Consider the following 17,333-nt stretch of genomic DNA (forward strand, 5'->3'; position numbering starts at 1 on the left):
TCATCCGGTCCGGCCAGGGGATCAACGTCATCATTTTTGCTCAACGGAGGAAAACATGTCGTTCCGACCGCTTCATGATCGCATTCTCGTCCGCCGGGTCGAATCCGAAGAAAAGACCAAGGGGGGCATCATCATTCCCGACACCGCCAAGGAAAAGCCGCAGGAAGGCGAGGTTATCGCCGTCGGTCCTGGCGCCCGCAACGAGGCCGGTCAGATCCAGGCGCTCGACGTCAAGGCGGGCGATCGCATCCTGTTCGGCAAATGGTCCGGCACCGAGATCAAGATCAATGGCGAGGACCTGCTGATCATGAAGGAAAGCGATGTCATGGGTATCATCGAAGCCCAGGCCGAGCAGAAAAAGGCCGCCTGAGGCGATAACCCCGTCAATCCAACCCATCAGTCAGATAGCTGCCTATTGAGGAGTTAAGGAAATGGCTGCGAAAGAAGTCAAGTTTCACACCGATGCCCGTGAACGCATGCTGCGTGGGGTCGACGTGCTCGCCAACGCGGTGAAGGTGACGCTCGGCCCGAAGGGCCGCAATGTCGTCATCGACAAGTCCTTCGGCGCCCCGCGTATTACCAAGGACGGTGTTTCGGTCGCCAAGGAAATCGAACTGGAAGACAAGTTCGAAAACATGGGCGCCCAGATGCTGCGCGAAGTCGCCTCCAAAACCAACGATCTTGCCGGTGACGGCACCACGACTGCCACGGTGCTTGCTCAGGCGATCGTCAAGGAGGGTGCCAAGGCCGTCGCCTCCGGCATGAACCCAATGGACCTGAAGCGCGGCATCGACATCGCCGTCGACGCCGTCGTCAAGGAACTGAAGACCAACGCCCGCAAGATCACCAGCAATTCCGAAATCGCGCAGGTCGGCACCATCTCCGCCAATGGCGATGCCGAGATCGGCCGCTATCTCGCCGAAGCGATGGAGAAGGTCGGCAACGAAGGCGTCATCACGGTTGAAGAAGCCAAGACCGCCGAGACCGAACTCGAGGTCGTCGAAGGCATGCAGTTCGATCGCGGCTACCTGTCGCCTTACTTCGTGACCAATGCCGACAAGATGCGCGTGGAGTTCGAGGATCCCTATATCCTCATTCACGAGAAGAAGCTCTCGAACCTGCAGTCCATGCTTCCGGTTCTCGAGGCCGTCGTCCAGTCCGGCAAGCCGTTGGTCATCATCGCTGAAGACGTTGAAGGCGAAGCTCTTGCGACCCTCGTCGTCAACAAGCTGCGCGGCGGCCTGAAGATTGCGGCCGTCAAGGCTCCGGGCTTCGGCGATCGCCGCAAGGCGATGCTGGAGGACATCGCCATCCTGACAGGCGGCACCGTGATCTCCGAAGACCTCGGCATCAAGCTCGAGAACGTCACCCTCAACATGCTCGGCCGGGCCAAGAAGGTGGCGATCGAGAAGGAGAACACCACCATTATCGATGGCGTCGGCTCCAAAGCGGAAATCGATGGCCGCGTCGCCCAGATCAAGGCCCAGATCGAGGAGACGACCTCCGATTACGACCGCGAGAAGCTGCAGGAGCGCCTGGCAAAGCTCGCCGGCGGCGTTGCCGTTATCCGCGTCGGCGGATCGACCGAAGTCGAAGTGAAGGAGAAGAAGGACCGCGTCGACGATGCACTGCATGCAACCCGTGCGGCCGTCGAGGAAGGCATCCTGCCGGGCGGTGGCGTTGCGCTGTTGCGGGCCGTCAAGGCCCTCGACAATCTCGATGCCGCCAACCAGGACCAGAAGGTCGGCATCGAGATCGTTCGCCGGGCGATCGAGGCTCCGGTCCGTCAGATCGCCGAGAACGCCGGCGCCGAAGGTTCGATCATCGTCGGCAAGCTGCGCGAGAAAACTGACTTCTCTTATGGCTGGAATGCGCAGACCAATGAATATGGCGATCTCTATGCCCAAGGCGTCATCGATCCGGCCAAGGTCGTGCGCACGGCGCTCCAGGATGCTGCTTCGGTTGCCGGCCTGCTGGTAACGACGGAAGCCATGATTGCCGAAAAGCCCAAGAAAGACGCCGCGCCGGCCCTGCCGGCTGGCGCCGGAATGGACTTCTAAGCTATCAAGCCAGGCTCGCCCCAACATCTGGGGCGAGCCACTTACGGGGTATCTATGAGCTTGCCATCGAAAGAAGACGCACGCCTTTGCGCAGCCGTCATCAAGGAAATTGCGGCATCCAGGGGCGTTGCTCGCGACGCGTTCGCGATTGGGAAGCTGACCACCTCGGTTGCAAAACTGTATAGTAAGGGAATACGGGATCACGCGTAGTTGCTGTCGGCAGCGCTTGAATCTTTTGACGCGATCAGTTCCGCGGCGCAGCAGACCATCTCAAGCCACAGCGCTGCTTGTCCTGATCCGCGCCGAGAATGAAGCTGGGAGCCGCGGGCCAATCCTTGCATGAAGCCGCGGCTACGATCAACGTCGCCCAGTGCCACCCCACCTTATTCCAACTCCTCCTCCAAAACCAACAGGTCAACCAGGGCCGCAGTCTTGTCCGTCGGCAGAGGGTGCCCCTCACCGATCAGGGCTTCGTCATTGTTGGCCCAGGCTAATGCCTCGGCGAGTTCGGCCTGCGTCGCACCGGAAGCGGAAGTAAAGCCACACAGCACGGGCGATCACTTCAGCGGAAAACGATGGCGGCGGTAGAGTGGGTCACGAAAATTGAGGGTCATGCGCCATTATCGCAGACCAAGGTCGACCGCCAATTAATGTTACGATGCCGAAGCAGGACAAGGCGGCTGCGGCAGGCGGCACCAAATCTTCCGGTCACCGTTTCGAGGGCCGACATCGATCTTGCCGGCTCGGACTTAGCGCAATGGCATAAGGCGGTTTGCGAGGGCAGCCATGCATGCCATCGAGGAAGTCAGCCGAGCCAGTCTCGTGAAAATCGACACAAGTCTCAGGTCCAAAGGGCGCTGATGGCAAGGGTCAGGGAAAAGGCGACCAGCACGGCGCAGCCGCAATGCCGCACAAGAGGTGGCATTTGCGCATGGCGTCCGACCAGCAGACCGCCAAGGCCAAGCCAGATTGCCGACGTCACCGTCGCACAGCAGACGAACGCTGCGACCGCTACCGGCACACCCGTCTGGACAGAGGGTACAAGGGTAAGGCCGATGATAATGGCCTTGGGATTGAGCAGCGTGGTGACGAAGAGCTGACCGACGCCGAGCGTGCTCTGGCCGCCCACCGGGACCGGCCCCCATAGTTTCAGCGCAAGATAAAGAACCCAGATCGCCGAAATCAGCTTGACGGCGGCGCCGATCACCGGCTGGCCTTCAAGCGGCGGCGCGGCGATGCTCGACACCGGAATGATGATTGCGAGATAGCCGAGTACGACGGTGGCGACGAGCGACAGGGACCGCCTGACGGTCAGCGCCCTTGACGCCAATGCCAAAACCGCATTGGTCGGGCCTGGAAGGATCAGCAGCGAGAAGACGGCGATAAGGAAGGTCGGCAGGTTCATCAGATCCGATCTTTGCGATTGTCTGCCACCCTTCTCACGAACCAGGACGGACGGTTTTGATCAGTATCAGTTCAAGCGTTGCCGTGCAGCGCCGCCATATGATGCAGAGCCCAGGCGCGGTTTAATACTTTGGCCCGTTCGGCCGTCCAGATCGATATGGACCTCGAAGTCAGCCATCGCGGGACGATCCGGATGACCGCTTGAGATGGATGTGCTTGGGCAGATCGGCGCTGGCCAACGCCTGTCCGACCCTGTCGTTGCTGATGTCGGCGACCTGGCTCAGGCCGTCGAGCAGGCCGAGGGCCTGCAGCACGCCGGCATAGATGCCTATGCTGACATTGGTGTCGCCGGCTTCGACCCTTTGTAGGGTCGACCGGGATGTGAAGGCACGCTCCGCCACGACCGCCATAGGCAGCTTGCGACGGCGGCGGGCGTCGTGGATATCAGCGCCGAGCTTCCGCAGGGCGCGGCGCACGGCCGCTGGAGGGGTATGTGGTGTAGGCATTTGCCACCTCCGCACTACAGATTGGCTGAATATGTAGCACGAAGATTACAATTTTTCTAGCGCCCGACTGGAGTCGATCCCGGTGTTTACCGGCTGTGGGAACTTCCCGGTTCCGCTAGCCACCAAGAACCGCAGGCACGAACTGTCGATCGGGCGTATGAAATCTACTATAGAGAATGACGGTACTTTTCAGTGGGCGCTGGAGCGACGTCAAGCAGCCGAAAATCAGCTTTGAGATTCGATCGGCCTCGATAGCTACCGAAACCGCGCAAAATATTCTTTGTGCAATTTTTCCTTTAAGACCAAAGCCGTAAGATTTTGACGGCCCGTGGGCCGGCTTTCTGCGCGTTAAGCGAGAAAAAATTAAGTTATATCAATGGCTTAAATTGGCTTAGAACAGCCGGGTGGGGAGCCGATGTCATGGTGCCGCCGATACCCTGCCACGTCCAGAGCGGTTCTGATTGTGTATGACCGCGACGCCAGCGTCTTACGTCGGTTGCAGTGACCACCAAGGTCTCCGCATGTCTCGGATCTCGTTTGCCATAGGCGAGCGCGATCTCGCAAAAACCATGCAGAAACTGGAAAAGCCGCGCCTCATTCGCACGCGGGGGCGATGCCACACTCAATAGCGATCGCCTGGTGACGATCACGGTCCTCGTTTGACCAGCCAGCTGAAGACCGACGCGACCGCATTTTTCCGCGTCGTCGAACCGCGCCGAGATGATCGAGTACTCCATTTTGTTCCCCTCCGGGCGTTCAGCCGTGGCTGAATGCGCATCGATCTGATCAATGTCGATCTGCATCGCCGTCCCTGTCGCTCTTGCCGACCCGCTCGCCATCGATACCCTTCCTGAAGGCCCGGATGCCCTGCGCGACCTCGCCCAACAGCTCGGGAACCTTGCCGCGTCCAAACAGGATGAGGACGATGGTAAGGACGATCAGCCAATGCCAAGCGCTAAAACTTCCCATTCCAATCACTCCTTGAACGCCTCATCACGGCCGTTCCAATTACGTCTTTCTCGATCGCCTGGATTGCCGCCTTTCTGAGTTGAAGTGGTGCACCGTTCACGATGCCAGACCGGGGGTATCTGAACGGAGCGAGGCGAAATTGACGGGCTTGTCGGTATCGGACGCCTTGTCCGCCCGGCTTTTGGGGAGGTCGACGAGACGAGCCGGACGGCGTCGTCGGCGTCTTTTGATTTCGACGATGACGGGCTTTTGTGATATGCGCATCGGCATTCCTTTCCTTGTGTCCGCGGTCACTTGCCGCGAACGACAGGAAGATTCTTATGGCTTGGGGCTTTCGTTCTCTTTGATGGAGGTCAAAGACGTCGAAATGCTACCCGCTATGCTCCGGTCCATCATGGACGAGAGAGGAGGAGCCCGCATGTTGCCGAGGTTCATCACAGCATTCCTGAAATCTTCCGGAGAAACAGGTGTCGTGCTGATGGAGCACGAGGGCGCACAGCGCGTGGTCATCATCGATCGCGACGTCCTGCGGGAGATCAGCAATCCGCCGCGCGCCGATGAGACAAGGCTGCAGGAGCATGTGGGAACGATATGCGAAATCGCCGCCTCCAAGATACTTCTGCAGCCGCAGTCGTCGTTTTCCCGGATACGGATATCGAGGGACGACGTCGAGGCGTGGAAGGCGTCGCACGATACGCTCCACTAGGACAAAAGCTGAGCTGCGATATGGAGGGCTCGGCTTGATGTCCTTCCAGGCAGATGCGCACCAATACCGGCCGTCGTCGATATTGGCTCCTTGAGACAATGGCAGTTATCCGGCCCTGTGGCCGCATTCGACACGCCGCCGTGGCGGCGTCGGCTTCCTTGAGATTTGACCGTGCAGAGTTCGGCGACTAATCGGCTTCGCCTTCAGCAAGTCTAAGAAGACGCTGCGGATCGGTGACCGTCAGCTTCTGCCTGCCGCCCTCGACAATGCCCTTGCCTTCCCAGGCGCTCAGGATTCGCGACACCGTGTGCAGTGTCGTGCCCGTCATTTCAGCAATATCCTGCCGCGAAATCGGGAAATCGATTTTGATCGCGGTTCCCACCGCCTTGCCGGCCTGTTTGGACAGGCGCAGCACGGCGTGAGCGACCCGCTTTTCCACCTCTTCGGTCGACATTTCGCGGATGCGGGTGTGCGCCTCCTCGAGCCGCTGGCCGATCGTCTGCATCGCACTCATTGCCAGGCGAGGATTTTGCTCGACGAACCGCGACCACATGTCGGTCGGCCATCCGAGGATGAGGCTTTCCGCTGCGGCAGTGGCAGTGCCCGGATAGTCCTGTCGGCGCAACGCCATGGCGAAGCCGAACAGGTCGCCCGGATGCACCATCCTGACGATGATCTGCTGGCCGTCATGCGTGACCTGCGTGACCTTGAGCCTGCCGTGCAGCAGCAGGAAGAACGATTTCGCGGGTGCTCCCTGCTCGAAAACAGCATCGCCCTGGGTGATGCGGCGCGGTGTGGCATGCTCGAGCATGGCGTCGAGGTCGGCATCGGTCATGCGCTCGAAAAGCGCCAGTGACTTCAAAACTGTGCGGTCAACCTTCATCGTCGTCCCGCTGAACTCCCTTGGAAATGGCACCGGCGAGCATATCGGCTGCAGCACGGCGCGTGAAGTCTTCGATGCTGTCGATGAAGCTTGGCTGCCGGACGAGCCGGAAACCGAGATTGTCGGGCGGGCTGCCGACCGAGCATCCGCCGCCCTTGGGATTTCTCACAAAGGTACTCATCGGGGCGCGGTGCCTGCCGGCGGCGATCATGATGCCGCAGCTGGTCGGGTCGGGCTCGTCGACACCGGCTTGCTTGTCGAGGTCGATGCGCTTGTTGCAGGTCGATGTCCATTCCCAGACGTTTCCGCCGAAATCGGCAAGGCCGGTCTGGCTCACGCCGAACCATCCCCTCGGTTGCGGCGCTGGCTCGATCGAGGCGGTGCGCCGTGCCTCGCGTTCATAGTCTGCAAGCCAGCGCAGCGCAGGATTGTTGCTGTCTGCGTCGATGCCGAGCGCATCGTCGGGAAATCGGTCGGCAGCGGCGTAGGCGAGTTCGAAATCGGTCGGAAGCCGCCAATGTTTGCCCGTCTTTTGCGACAGCCAGTCCGCGTAGCGCAGCGCGTCCTCGTAGCTGACGCCGATAACCGGGGTGTCGTCGCCGGAGGTCGCGCTTCGCCCTTCCGGCTCTGTGCAGATGCGATCGGCGACGCAACGGGCATATTCGGAAAGGCTGGTCTGATATTTCATAATCGTCAGGGGCATCCGGACGTGAGCCGCGCGCTTCGGCGCATCGACCGCCAGACCCCTGCGGAAATATTCGGTCGCATCGCGATACTGGAATTCATGGGGTGCGATGGTTATGACCTCGGGAGCGGCAAATGCGGCATCGCGCTGCCCGATGTTCATGAAGCCGGTCTCGACCGCAAGCGCTGCGGAAAGGACCGCAAGAAGCGCAAGCGGAAGTGCGATCGAAATGCCGGAAACTCGTGCAGTCTCGGCGTGCGGTGCCATATCCTTGTCGCAGCATGCGCCCCCTTTTAAGAAAAGATACTGTGCAGGCCGCCCCCACGGCCTGCACAGCCCCACCCCAGGTCAGCTGGCCGACGGCGACTTCACCGAAGTCATCAGATCGTCGTTCCAGTCCCCGGTGACCTTGAAGTGGGCAGCCGCACCGAGTTCGAACGCCTCGATGAGGTTGTGGTTGACATAGGCGTAGATGCCCGGCTGCGCGAAGGTGCAGAGCGCAGCACCCGCCGTGCCGCCCGGGATGAACCAGGTCTCCTGGTCTATGTCAGGCACGTTCGCAAACTTGCCGGTCGCCCAGACATATTCGCCGTGGGCGCCGATGAGATGGGGTCGTGTGTCGCGGTTTGCCTGCGAATGCACGATGAGCACGGTTTCGCCAACCTTGGCGGTCATCGCATTGTCGCCCGTCAGCGCGCCGACGGCGCCGTTGAAAACGATATGGGTCGGGGTCAGCGTCTTCATCACGGCAAGCGTATCTTCATAGGCCTCGCCGGGGCTGTCATATTTCTTGAACCTGCCGTTCTCGTCGCGCGGGATGTAGAAATCCTGCTCGCCGACATAGTAGATCTTGTCGTAGACGAGGGGCTTTCCGTGGCCGTCGGTGAGACCTTCGCGCGGAAGAACCATGATTGCGCCGTTCATCCCCGACGTGACGTGCCAGGGTACCATGCCGGGAGGTGCGCAGTGATAGACGAAGACGCCTGCCTTCGTCGCCTTGAAGCGCAGGACGGTGCTTTCGCCGGGGCCGACGACCGTCAATGCACCGCCGCCAAGCCCGCCGGTTGCGGCGTGGAAGTCGATATTGTGCTGCATCGTGTTCGTTTCAGGATTGACCAGCGTCAGTTCCACATAATCGTCCTGGTGAACGACCATCAGCGGGCCGGGCACCGAACCGTCGAACGTCATCGCGTTCACCTCGGTCCCGTCCTTGTCGAGCACCATCTTCTTTTCCTGGATGGTCAGCGTGAATTCCTTGATCTTCGGGCCACCCTCGGCTTTCTGGCTGTGTGGGTGGACGAAGGGCGGCTTGACCAGTTCGACCTTCTCGCGCCGAAGCTTGGTGAAGTCGACTGTCGGCGCTTTCCTGGGCACGTTCACTGCCGCCACCTCGTCGGCATGGGCAGCGTTGTTCGCGATGATGATGATGGGGGTCAGGGCTCCTGCGACAGCAGCGCCCGTAAGCATCGTGCGACGGGTCATTTGCAGAGTATTCGTCATTTCTAATCTCCTGTAGTCGATGCGCGAGCGTGAGTCGCCCTGTCGAGAAGGAGAGTAGTAGAAACACCGCTGGACTGTTTGATTTGGAGCAAACTGACTATTTGTGTCAGCGCAAAGTTCTGTCGCCGCTCTTTGCGTAATCTCAACGACTACCCCGAAAATCTCCAGCATTGCTGTGTCGTCAATTTGGAGACACGGAAATGAAAAACAATTCGGATGCCAGGCGAGATTTCCCGCGCGGCATGTCGCGAACCGGACCTGTCCTCTTCTCCTATGGCTTCCGGCCATTCTTTCTGGCATCGGCGCTCTGGGCTATCGCAAGCCTCGACCTCTGGGTGGCCCATCTGAGCTTCGGCCTGCCTGTCGCATCGGACTACGGGACAGTGTACTGGCATGCGCATGAGATGCTGTTCGGTTTCGCACCGGCGGTGCTGGCTGGCTTCTTGCTGACGGCGATCCCGAACTGGACCGGCCGCCTGCCGATCGCCGGCAGGCCACTGGCGATCCTGTTTGCGATCTGGTGTGCCGGCCGCATCGCCATGCTGCTCAGCGGCTCGATCGGGATTGTCCTTGCGAGCGCCGTCGACAGCCTGTTCCTGCCTGTCATGCTCGTTATCTGCGCGCGTGAGGTCGTGGCTGGCAGGAAATGGAAGGATTTAAAAGTCATCGCGGGGCTCTTTATCCTTTCGCTCGCAAACCTGGTCTTTCACATCCAGGTCATCGAGGCAGCAGGCCCGGAACTCGCGATCCGTCTCGGGGTCGGTGCCTACGTGCTGCTCGTGACGATCGTCGGGGGGCGGATCCTGCCCAGCTTCACCCGCAACTGGATCAATCAGTTCGGCCGCACGGACTTTCCGATACCATATAACAGCTTCGATGCGGCTACCATCATCATCGGTGCGGTCGCGCTTGTCCTGTGGGCGAGCGTTCCGGATTCCACGGCAACCTGCGGGACGGCGGGCGTCGCTGCGATCCTGAACACGATCAGGCTGGTCCGTTGGCGCGGCTGGACCACCTGGCCGGAGCCCATTTTGTTCGTCCTGCATGCGACCTTCATGTTCGTGCCTTTCGGTTTTGCCGCCATCGCACTTCAAGCATCCGGATGGCTGCCCGAAGTGGGTGTGTTGCACATATTCGCGATCGGCACGATTTCGATGATGATGCTCGCAGTGATGACGCGGGCAACGCGTGGCCATACCGGGCGGAAACTGAAATCGAGCCGGATGACCAATATTTCCTACGCCCTGCTTGGCTGCGTTGCACTCGTCCGGCCGCTTGCCGAACTCGTTCCTGCGCTGAGCACCGAGATCCTGGCCGTGGCAGCGATCGGCTGGACGGCGGCTTTCGGATTGTTCGTGGTGGAACATGCGCCGCTCCTATGGTCGGGACGCAAGCCATTGATGATGAAGGGAGGGTGATTATGCCCAAAGCGCTCACGCCGGCAGCTCGGAGGCGAGAGCGCTTTGGCAATTGTGACGACCCGCCCCGTAACCCACCGGCATTGAGAGCGTGATCGATCATCCTGTGCACATGGGAAAATGTCAGCCATGCCCAAATGGTCGTGTGCGCCTATAAAGCGCTCGCGCCACGACTGTGGCGCGAGCGACCGAATTAGGGATGGCGGCCAGCAGGCCGACAGTTTTGCTATGGAGCTGCGCGGACCGTCAGTGGGCTGTCTGCGAATGCGCCCCGCCGCGCTGTGAGATGCCACCCAGCGCCTTGCCTGTTTCCTTGGCACTGCCTTTCATGGCGAGATCACCAAGCGAGATGATGCCGATGAGCCGCTTTTTTCGGTTCAGCACCGGCAATCGCCGGACTCGAAGATCGCCCATGTTATGAAGAACGTCTTCCACGTCTTCGTCCTCGAAGCAGTATTTGACATCGGTACTCATCACGTCCCGTACCTTCGTCTTCGGGCCTCTTCCCTCTGCCACGCCGCGGATGGCGATGTCACGATCGGTGATCATGCCGACCAACCGGTCATTCTCACCCACCGGCAGAACTCCGGTGTCGAGACGTGCCATCATTAAGGCGACATCCTGCAATGTATGCTCCGGATCGGTGATCTGGACGTCCGTCGTCATGCAATCGCTGATTTTCATGATAACCTCCCTCGCGCTACCCACGCCGAGTGGCTTGGGCCAACAACAATCAACGCGCATCGGTCGAAAACGTTCCGGATACGAGCCGAGTGGAAGACCGTCGTGAAAAGCTCACTTCGCGACTATGGTGGAGCATCAAATCGGTCATTTGCCGGGGCAGGGCAAGTCGGTTGGGGATCGGGTCCGCCACCTGCCCCGACCGGCCGACGGCGACAGATTTTCCGCGCAGATCAGGATTGTCGCGATGCTCCACCAAGGATGGCAAGGCTTACATGGACGCACCAACCATACATGGCAGAGCGCCTATCTCGACCAGCAGGAGGAATGGTCGTCGACCGGTGGCCCTGTCCGTTCATAGCCATCAAAGCAGCTAAATGACGGCGCTGCCGTTCGGGCCGACATACTCGGTCTTGAACCCATCCTTTCGGGCCGCGCGCAGAAACGCATTCGCCGCTGATAGATCAATCCGTTTTCCCTGGTCGCAAAGTTCCAGGTGGTTGGCGCGCAACCAGTACGATCCACGGGTGCTCACTACCCGCACCTGCCAGCCGCCTTCGTCTTGCTTCTGCAGCCGGAAGTCAGGAACCTTGCCATCCGTGATGCTAGAACTCCCTGAAGACAGTTTCGTCGTGGCTTGCGGGGTGGCTTCTGTCGTCGCACGTTGCATCGGATGCTCCTTGGATCTTCTGGTGCAGTAATCTCTTCGCTATGCTCTTCTCGTTGATGTCGTTGGGTGCCGCGGACGCGTGACATGGTTGGCGGCGGAACAAACGGATAATGGCTCGTATCGAGACAGTCGTTGCGCTGGATCAAACCGTTGGATTTTTACGACCTGCCGACTGCCTCGGTCATACTTTTCTGAATGGCTTCGGTGACATCGTCCACCTGATGAAGCAGGTAGACAAGGCGACCCTCGGCATCGAAGATGGGAGTGTTCATCGGCTTCCAGAATTTAGTCACGAAGAGGCCGCTGGCGTCCCGAACATCGTACCGTTGGATGTGCATGGCGTTTGGAACGCCTTTTTCGGCGGCATGTTTAAACGATGCATAGAGATTGCTCACTCCGTCTGCCTCTTCGTCCGATGGATTGTCGGGGAAGACGTCGAACATGCAACTCCCTGCCACCTTGGCGGCAGACGTCAGAGTGGCCCTTTCATACGCAGGGTTAATGTCGACGATGTGCAGTCCCTTGCGGAGATCCAGCAGCAAGTGGGGCATTGAAGAGTGCTCGAATGAGTCGCGAAAGATTCTCCGCTGCACCTGCGCGTGCAACGGATCAACCTCCACATCGAAGCCATCAGTAACTTCGAGGATCGCCAGATCTCTACGAGCCTGCGCGAGCATGACCTTGAGTAAGTGGGTATCGTGCTCGCTCCGCTGCTCCAGCAGCCGCTTGCGAAACAGGTCGATATTCTGCCGGAGAATGAACCGTTGCACAGTAGCCTCCCTCCGGCTCTGTCGCGTTACCTATCTCTTCTTGTTGGCAAGGTAAGTGTACTACAGCCTTCGGTCTTCGCGCCAGCTTAATAGCTGAAGCCAAGGCGACATGTGTTGAACGGACACAGTCTCGACCGGAACTTGGCGTTCCGTTCCGCAACCGTCTGGAACGATGACAATCCTGGCCGGGCGTCGTAATTTCGAGCTCATGCCCGCAAAACTGTCGCAAATCTCAAGGCGACGCCACCCTTGATTTCCGTCACCTCAACCAAAACCCTTAGCGGATATTTTGCAGAGATTCCGACAGTACCCCCGAGTTCTCCGATCAACCGCTGCGCGGGTGGACGCCAGAAGGTCAGGCAAGCCTCCTCGCACACGAAATGATAGAACGACGGCGGCCTCGCTGAACAACCGCCGAGTTTGACGAAACGTCGGTGGGGCCGATAGCCCGTTATTGAGCGGTGACGACATCCTGGCCGCGACACATTACCGAATGATTGGAGCAGGGCACAGCCGATGTCATTAGCTACAATGGGTTTGATGACGACGTCATGATCATCTATCGGGTCATGGCGCAAGAGGCGAACAATCGGAGTCGCATTTTAGCAGCGGATCTCCCTTGACCCCCCCAGCGTCCACATTCGCTGGCGCCTCTGCCCTCGGATTTTTGTCGTACATCGTGGGGATCCACAGCGTCACATATAGTCGGCCGGATGGGGTCGTAAAGCAGGTCGGTTTCCTATGGGCGCCGAACAGGACGTTTCTATTCATGGTGCTCTTACCGCTATTCTTCCGCGAGCCGATTGCAGCATCCGCTCGGGTAGCCCCGAGGGAGGACTGACTGACCACCCCTGGCAAAGGATCATGTCTTCGGCAGGCCGAAGAGCGCCACCATGTCCGGCGACCAGGCCGGCTCGTAGACGAGGTCGACAACGGCCTGTCTTACGCCGGCAATATGCTCGACACGCTGACGTGCGGCCTCGGCAATATAGCCGGAGGCCGGACAGAAACGGGTGGTCGTCGTCATCTTGATCTTCACGACAGCAGGCTCGGTGACATTGATTTCGTAGACCAAACCAAGGTCGACGATACTCGTTCCCATTTCGGGGTCTTCTATCTCGCGTAACGCATTGCGAACATCCTGTTCGGTGACCTCAGACCCCGGCATCGTTCTGGCCTCCCGCGGTTGTCCTGATCATGATCCGATAGGTCTTGCCCGACGAATCGAAATTGCCGATCCACTCGTGGCCCCGTGCCTTCAATTCGTTGAACAGGAAGACGGGTTCTCGATTGAGAAGGGCAAACAGAACCTCGCCGTCCTCCATCGTCTCCAGCCGGGACAGAATGCGCTCCATCGGCTCGGGTGGCGCAAGGTCGGTCAGGTCGAGGTTCCAGACCGGCTCGGGCCAGACCGCCTCGGTCACCGCGACTGTCGGTTCAGATCGCTGGATGGGCTTGTTCGGGATGAAATCGATTTCCCAATCATCATCGGCCAGACGTTTTGTGACATGCGAATAGCCGCGCCTTTCGAGCTGGCGGATCAAGGGGGCGGGCTCGAATATTGCACGCAGTTTCAGACCTTCATCGGGATCGAGACCCGCGAAAGCGTCCATGATGAGTTGGAACGGCATGCCGCCGTCACGCAGGATCCGTCGGACGTCGAGTTCACGGAACTGAACCATTGGCGTTACCTCTGTGGTTTGCGGCGACAAACAGCGCCGGCTTGTGAAATGGTGCGGTCTTGATCTCTGGTTCTACGTTCGCGAGCGTGCGCACGAGCACCAGCTCGACGATAAGAGCAAGGGTCGATGCGGTTTGAACGACCGCGAACACGCGAAAACCCATGTCCGATCCAAGGCAGAGTGTGGTCGCAGCGCCGACGACCGAAAGGTGGAAGAGGCCAAGCCAGTGGCCGGCCCGGCGCCCGTTGATGAGTTCGCCGAGCTTCGGCGTCGGCCTGCGGCCAAGAACCGGTCCGAAGGCCTCGATCCAGGTGAGAAACGGAACAATTTTCAGGAGTTGGGCGAGACCGAAGCCGGTGAGCCAGCCGAACACGAAGAGATAGACGATCGCCGACACGTTACGCGTTTCGGCATGCAGGAACTGGGACAACGCAAGAAGGGAGACGGAAAGGCCAAGCATCGCGAAGGCCGGCAATGATCCCAACGTATTGAGCTCGAGCGCAGGACGGCGCCGGGCGCGATATGTCCTGCAAATTTCGAAGAGGTAGGCCGCAACGACCAGCGCAAACAGAAGCGCTGCCGAAAGTAAAACGGCACGTGCAAAACCGGCTGCGACGGCAGCAGTGATCGCTGCGGTCGACAGGAGAAGAACCGCCATCGTGCTCGATCGGCGAATGAGCTGCGCCCCGCGCATATCGTTGGACAGCAGGAACATCGGAAGCAACTTGTAGCTGACGCCAATCGCCGCAAAGGTCATCCAGCCGCCGAGGCCGAAACTCGCATGGAAGGCTACGGCTTCCATGCCATAGGCGACGATTTCGGGTGCTTCCACCTGGCCGGAGATCGTCAACGCCAACAGGGCGCCGAGGGCCGTCGTGACAAGCAGGCATCCGATACCGACGAGAACGATGAGGGAGGCGGCATGCACGTGTCTTCCCCGCCAGAGCAGGGCAGACAACGGTAGCGAGGAAGCAGCGATGGAGACCGAAATCGAGGTGGACGCCGCAATCATGACCGGGCCGGCAGCAAGGGAGCCGAGGCTGATCAGGTGAAAGCCTAGCATGAGAAGCGCCGGACCGGCAACCATGCACACAAATGTAATCAGATCGAAACGGCCGGCCGGTCTGTCACTGCCTGTCAGGACCGGCGCGAACTGAAGCAGCGATCCGATCATCAGAAGCAAAAGCCATCCAAGCGTCACGGCATGTACGATGGCGAGCGCTCCAGGCTCGGCGACGTCAAGGGAGGGCGTCCAGACGCCTGCTGCCAGCAGGCACTCCGCTAGCAGCAGGTAAGACAGCGCCGCGCCGAAATACGACATTGTCCACCGCGACAGGCTCGTGCCAACGGGCATCATGGCACGTCTCCGGCGTTAGTGGCTGCCACAGCAGCAGTCGCAACCCGCATTAAGGCGGATGATCTCCACGCGCCAGACGTCCGGTCCCTGTTCCAGATATTCCCAGGAGAATTTTCCGGGCAGGGCGGTATCGAGCTGGTATTGCAGGGGGCGGGGCTCGTGATCGCTGGTGACATGGAGGCTCTGGCCCGGCGTCAGTGAATTCAGCGTGCCGAAGATCCGGGGATGGCGCTCGACGGGTGGCAGGATCCGCACGTCGATATGCGCAATCGCGGTCTGTGTGGCTGGCGCGTCTGTCATTATCGCTGTTTCCTTCTGCCGCGGGATGACTGATGACCGGACCGCGACGCATCCTGTGTCAGGGCCGAAGATAGCCGGGGGCAGACCGGCCAACTTTGACAGTGAGCAAACAGCCCGGCGATTGTCGGTTGTCCTCGGCGCTGGCCACCGTCTGGCTTGCTGTTCGTCAGCGTCACGCGGATCATTATTGATCCAGGACAAGGAAGCCTGCCCCTTCGTCGGCATATGCACGTCATGACACTCTCATGAAGGAAGCCGAAATGTCCGATACTCTGGTCGCCAAGTATGGCGAGGCCCGTCTGCCACGTTACACGAGCTATCCGACCGCGCCTGCGTTTTCGCCGGTCGTCGGGCCGGAACAATATGCGCATGGTCTTTCCGACGTCGCAGCCGCCGGCCCCGTTTCCGTCTATCTGCATGTTCCCTTCTGTCGTTCCATGTGCTGGTATTGCGGCTGTCACACGACGATCACGCGTCAGGATGCGCCTGTTCTTGAATATCTCGACGTCTTGAGCCAGGAGATCGAACTCGTATCGCAAGCAGCCCGAAACGAGGTTCCGGTCAGGAACGTTCATTTCGGTGGCGGCACGCCGACGATCATGAAGCCGGACGAATTTTCGAGCCTGATGAACAAGCTCAAGAGTGCGTTCCAGTTTACGAACGACTGCAGCGTTGCGGTGGAGATCGATCCGCGGACGCTGTCGGGCGCAATGATTGCCGCTCTCGGCGAGAACGGCGTCGACCGCGCAAGTCTCGGCGTCCAGAGCTTCGACCCGGTGGTTCAAAAAGCGATCAACCGGATACAGAGCTTCGAGCAGACTCATGCCGCCGTGACGGGCCTACGAGGCTATGGTGTGACGAGCATCAATTTCGATCTTATCTACGGACTTCCATATCAGACCATCCAATCCTGTATCGAAACGGTGAGGACAGCTGTCGAGCTGCGACCGGAGCGTTTCGCCGTTTTCGGATACGCCCATGTGCCGGCATTCAAGAAGCATCAGCGGCTGATCGACGAAGCCGCACTGCCCGATGCAACGCAACGCAACGAGCAGGCCGAGGCGATTGCGCGGGAGCTGGAGAGCGCCGGATATGTGCGTGTCGGCCTCGACCATTTCGCATTGCCCGACGATCAGCTCGCCATTGCCTCCTTCTCGGGTACCCTGCGAAGGAACTTCCAGGGCTACACGACCGATGAATGCGAAACCCTGATCGGCCTCGGCGCCTCGGCAATCGGCCGGCTGCCTGATGGTTACGTCCAGAACCATGTCGCTCTTGGACGCTATGCCGAGCGGATAGCCTCGGGAATCCTCGCAACGGCCAAAGGGTATGGGCTGACAGATGAGGACAAATTTCGCGCCAGAGTGATCGAGCGTCTGATGTGCGACTTCAAGGTCGATCTCGCAAAGCTCGGCGCGGAAGACGGCTATGATGTCGGCTTCCTCATCGAGCGGAACGACCGATTGGACAGTCTCCTGTCGGATGGCGTAGTGACGCTGGAGAATGGCTGCGTCACGGTATCGAAGGAACATCGCTTCATGGTCCGCGCCGTCGCGGCGGCCTTCGATGCCTATTTCGGCTCGTTCGGCCGGACGCACAGCAAGGCGGCATGACCTCCGGCTGACCGCTGACACAAGCGGCAGGGACCAATGGTGATACTCCTGCCGTTTACTCCTCACCCCCAATAGAACGAAAAACCAGGCCGGAAACAATTCCGCCTGGTTTTCGACTGCAGAAAGGGG

At 59.8% G+C, this 17,333-nt stretch carries 20 protein-coding genes and 1 pseudogene; 6 read left to right on the top strand and 15 right to left on the bottom strand.

Going from position 1 to position 17,333, the window contains the following annotated elements; genetic code table 11:
- Positions 1-55 precede the first annotated feature (55 nt).
- On the top strand, positions 56-370 hold the full coding sequence (groES, locus tag ACK9YZ_RS23515; protein ID WP_113433912.1) for a co-chaperone GroES: 315 nt from the start codon (positions 56-58) through the stop codon (positions 368-370).
- A gap of 61 nt (positions 371-431) precedes the next feature.
- Entirely contained in the window at positions 432-2,060 is a 1,629-nt protein-coding gene (gene groL, locus ACK9YZ_RS23520; RefSeq protein WP_216759426.1) for a chaperonin GroEL, read from the top strand.
- A gap of 841 nt (positions 2,061-2,901) precedes the next feature.
- Here the strand turns inward: groL and ACK9YZ_RS23525 are convergent.
- The 5 genes from ACK9YZ_RS23525 to ACK9YZ_RS23545 all read right to left on the bottom strand — a co-directional run bounded on the left by ACK9YZ_RS23525 (position 2,902) and on the right by ACK9YZ_RS23545 (position 5,203).
- Positions 2,902-3,465, bottom strand: coding sequence for a threonine transporter RhtB (locus ACK9YZ_RS23525; protein WP_416067782.1), 564 nt, complete (start codon positions 3,463-3,465; stop codon positions 2,902-2,904).
- A gap of 169 nt (positions 3,466-3,634) precedes the next feature.
- The gene (locus ACK9YZ_RS23530; RefSeq protein ID WP_416067783.1) at positions 3,635-3,970 is read right to left on the bottom strand and encodes a helix-turn-helix domain-containing protein; all 336 of its coding nucleotides are present in this window, start codon (positions 3,968-3,970) and stop codon (positions 3,635-3,637) included.
- A gap of 368 nt (positions 3,971-4,338) precedes the next feature.
- On the bottom strand, positions 4,339-4,773 hold the full coding sequence (locus ACK9YZ_RS23535) for a hypothetical protein (protein ID WP_416067784.1): 435 nt from the start codon (positions 4,771-4,773) through the stop codon (positions 4,339-4,341).
- The gene (locus ACK9YZ_RS23540; protein ID WP_416067785.1) at positions 4,757-4,939 is read right to left on the bottom strand and encodes a twin-arginine translocase TatA/TatE family subunit; all 183 of its coding nucleotides are present in this window, start codon (positions 4,937-4,939) and stop codon (positions 4,757-4,759) included. Before ACK9YZ_RS23540 ends, ACK9YZ_RS23535 begins: the two co-directional genes overlap by 17 nt.
- 96 nt (positions 4,940-5,035) lie before the next feature.
- Entirely contained in the window at positions 5,036-5,203 is a 168-nt protein-coding gene (locus ACK9YZ_RS23545; protein WP_416067786.1) for a hypothetical protein, read from the bottom strand.
- Positions 5,204-5,357: 154 nt separating this feature from the next.
- Between ACK9YZ_RS23545 and ACK9YZ_RS23550 the strand changes: the two genes are divergently transcribed.
- Entirely contained in the window at positions 5,358-5,645 is a 288-nt protein-coding gene (locus ACK9YZ_RS23550; RefSeq protein WP_416067787.1) for a hypothetical protein, read from the top strand.
- A 187-nt stretch (positions 5,646-5,832) separates the two neighbouring features.
- On the opposite strand, the gene ACK9YZ_RS23555 is transcribed toward ACK9YZ_RS23550, so the two are convergent.
- The 3 genes from ACK9YZ_RS23555 to nirK form a co-directional block, all read right to left on the bottom strand.
- A complete protein-coding gene (locus ACK9YZ_RS23555) occupies positions 5,833-6,528 on the bottom strand; it encodes a Crp/Fnr family transcriptional regulator (protein ID WP_416067788.1) in 696 nt (231 codons plus the stop codon).
- Positions 6,518-7,480: an SUMF1/EgtB/PvdO family nonheme iron enzyme gene (locus tag ACK9YZ_RS23560; RefSeq protein WP_416067789.1), complete on the bottom strand. Its 963-nt coding sequence runs from the start codon at positions 7,478-7,480 to the stop codon at positions 6,518-6,520. Before ACK9YZ_RS23560 ends, ACK9YZ_RS23555 begins: the two co-directional genes overlap by 11 nt.
- Positions 7,481-7,561: 81 nt before the next feature.
- Positions 7,562-8,713, bottom strand: coding sequence for a copper-containing nitrite reductase (gene nirK / locus ACK9YZ_RS23565; RefSeq protein WP_416067790.1), 1,152 nt, complete (start codon positions 8,711-8,713; stop codon positions 7,562-7,564).
- A 200-nt stretch (positions 8,714-8,913) separates the two neighbouring features.
- Here nirK and ACK9YZ_RS23570 point away from each other — a divergent pair, with 200 nt between their 5' ends.
- Complete coding sequence (locus ACK9YZ_RS23570; RefSeq protein WP_416067791.1) at positions 8,914-10,131, top strand: NnrS family protein; 1,218 nt, start codon at positions 8,914-8,916, stop codon at positions 10,129-10,131.
- A 246-nt stretch (positions 10,132-10,377) separates the two neighbouring features.
- Here ACK9YZ_RS23570 and ACK9YZ_RS23575 read toward each other — a convergent pair whose 3' ends face one another.
- From ACK9YZ_RS23575 to ACK9YZ_RS23585, 3 genes are all read right to left on the bottom strand, one after another.
- The gene (locus tag ACK9YZ_RS23575) at positions 10,378-10,815 is read right to left on the bottom strand and encodes a CBS domain-containing protein (protein ID WP_416067792.1); all 438 of its coding nucleotides are present in this window, start codon (positions 10,813-10,815) and stop codon (positions 10,378-10,380) included.
- A gap of 370 nt (positions 10,816-11,185) precedes the next feature.
- A complete protein-coding gene (locus tag ACK9YZ_RS23580) occupies positions 11,186-11,482 on the bottom strand; it encodes a hypothetical protein (RefSeq protein WP_416067793.1) in 297 nt (98 codons plus the stop codon).
- A gap of 158 nt (positions 11,483-11,640) precedes the next feature.
- Positions 11,641-12,252, bottom strand: coding sequence for a diguanylate cyclase (locus tag ACK9YZ_RS23585; protein WP_416067794.1), 612 nt, complete (start codon positions 12,250-12,252; stop codon positions 11,641-11,643).
- Positions 12,253-12,838: 586 nt separating this feature from the next.
- Between ACK9YZ_RS23585 and ACK9YZ_RS23590 the strand changes: the two are divergent.
- Positions 12,839-13,045: pseudogene (locus ACK9YZ_RS23590) on the top strand (hypothetical protein); the annotation flags it as partial.
- A 69-nt stretch (positions 13,046-13,114) separates the two neighbouring features.
- On the opposite strand, the gene ACK9YZ_RS23595 reads toward ACK9YZ_RS23590, so the two are convergent.
- Genes ACK9YZ_RS23595 through ACK9YZ_RS23610 form a run of 4 tightly spaced genes read right to left on the bottom strand, consistent with a single transcriptional unit; the run spans position 13,115 to position 15,591 of the window.
- Positions 13,115-13,420, bottom strand: coding sequence for a metal-sulfur cluster assembly factor (locus ACK9YZ_RS23595; RefSeq protein WP_416067795.1), 306 nt, complete (start codon positions 13,418-13,420; stop codon positions 13,115-13,117).
- Positions 13,407-13,934 carry a DUF2249 domain-containing protein gene (locus ACK9YZ_RS23600; RefSeq protein ID WP_416067796.1) on the bottom strand — a complete coding sequence of 176 codons (528 nt, stop codon included), beginning with the start codon at positions 13,932-13,934 and terminating at the stop codon, positions 13,407-13,409. Before ACK9YZ_RS23600 ends, ACK9YZ_RS23595 begins: the two co-directional genes overlap by 14 nt.
- Positions 13,918-15,291 (bottom strand): hypothetical protein, encoded by a 1,374-nt coding sequence (locus ACK9YZ_RS23605; protein ID WP_416067797.1) that lies wholly within the window; start codon positions 15,289-15,291, stop codon positions 13,918-13,920. The genes ACK9YZ_RS23600 and ACK9YZ_RS23605 overlap by 17 nt, the downstream gene beginning before the upstream one ends.
- 15 nt (positions 15,292-15,306) lie before the next feature.
- Entirely contained in the window at positions 15,307-15,591 is a 285-nt protein-coding gene (locus tag ACK9YZ_RS23610; RefSeq protein ID WP_416067798.1) for a DUF2249 domain-containing protein, read from the bottom strand.
- 260 nt (positions 15,592-15,851) lie between these two features.
- Between ACK9YZ_RS23610 and hemN the strand changes: the two genes are divergently transcribed.
- Entirely contained in the window at positions 15,852-17,204 is a 1,353-nt protein-coding gene (hemN, locus tag ACK9YZ_RS23615; RefSeq protein WP_416067799.1) for an oxygen-independent coproporphyrinogen III oxidase, read from the top strand.
- Positions 17,205-17,333 lie beyond the last annotated feature (129 nt).

The sequence above is a fragment of the Rhizobium sp. ZK1 genome, from assembly GCF_047782645.1.
GTDB lineage: Bacteria > Pseudomonadota > Alphaproteobacteria > Rhizobiales > Rhizobiaceae > Rhizobium.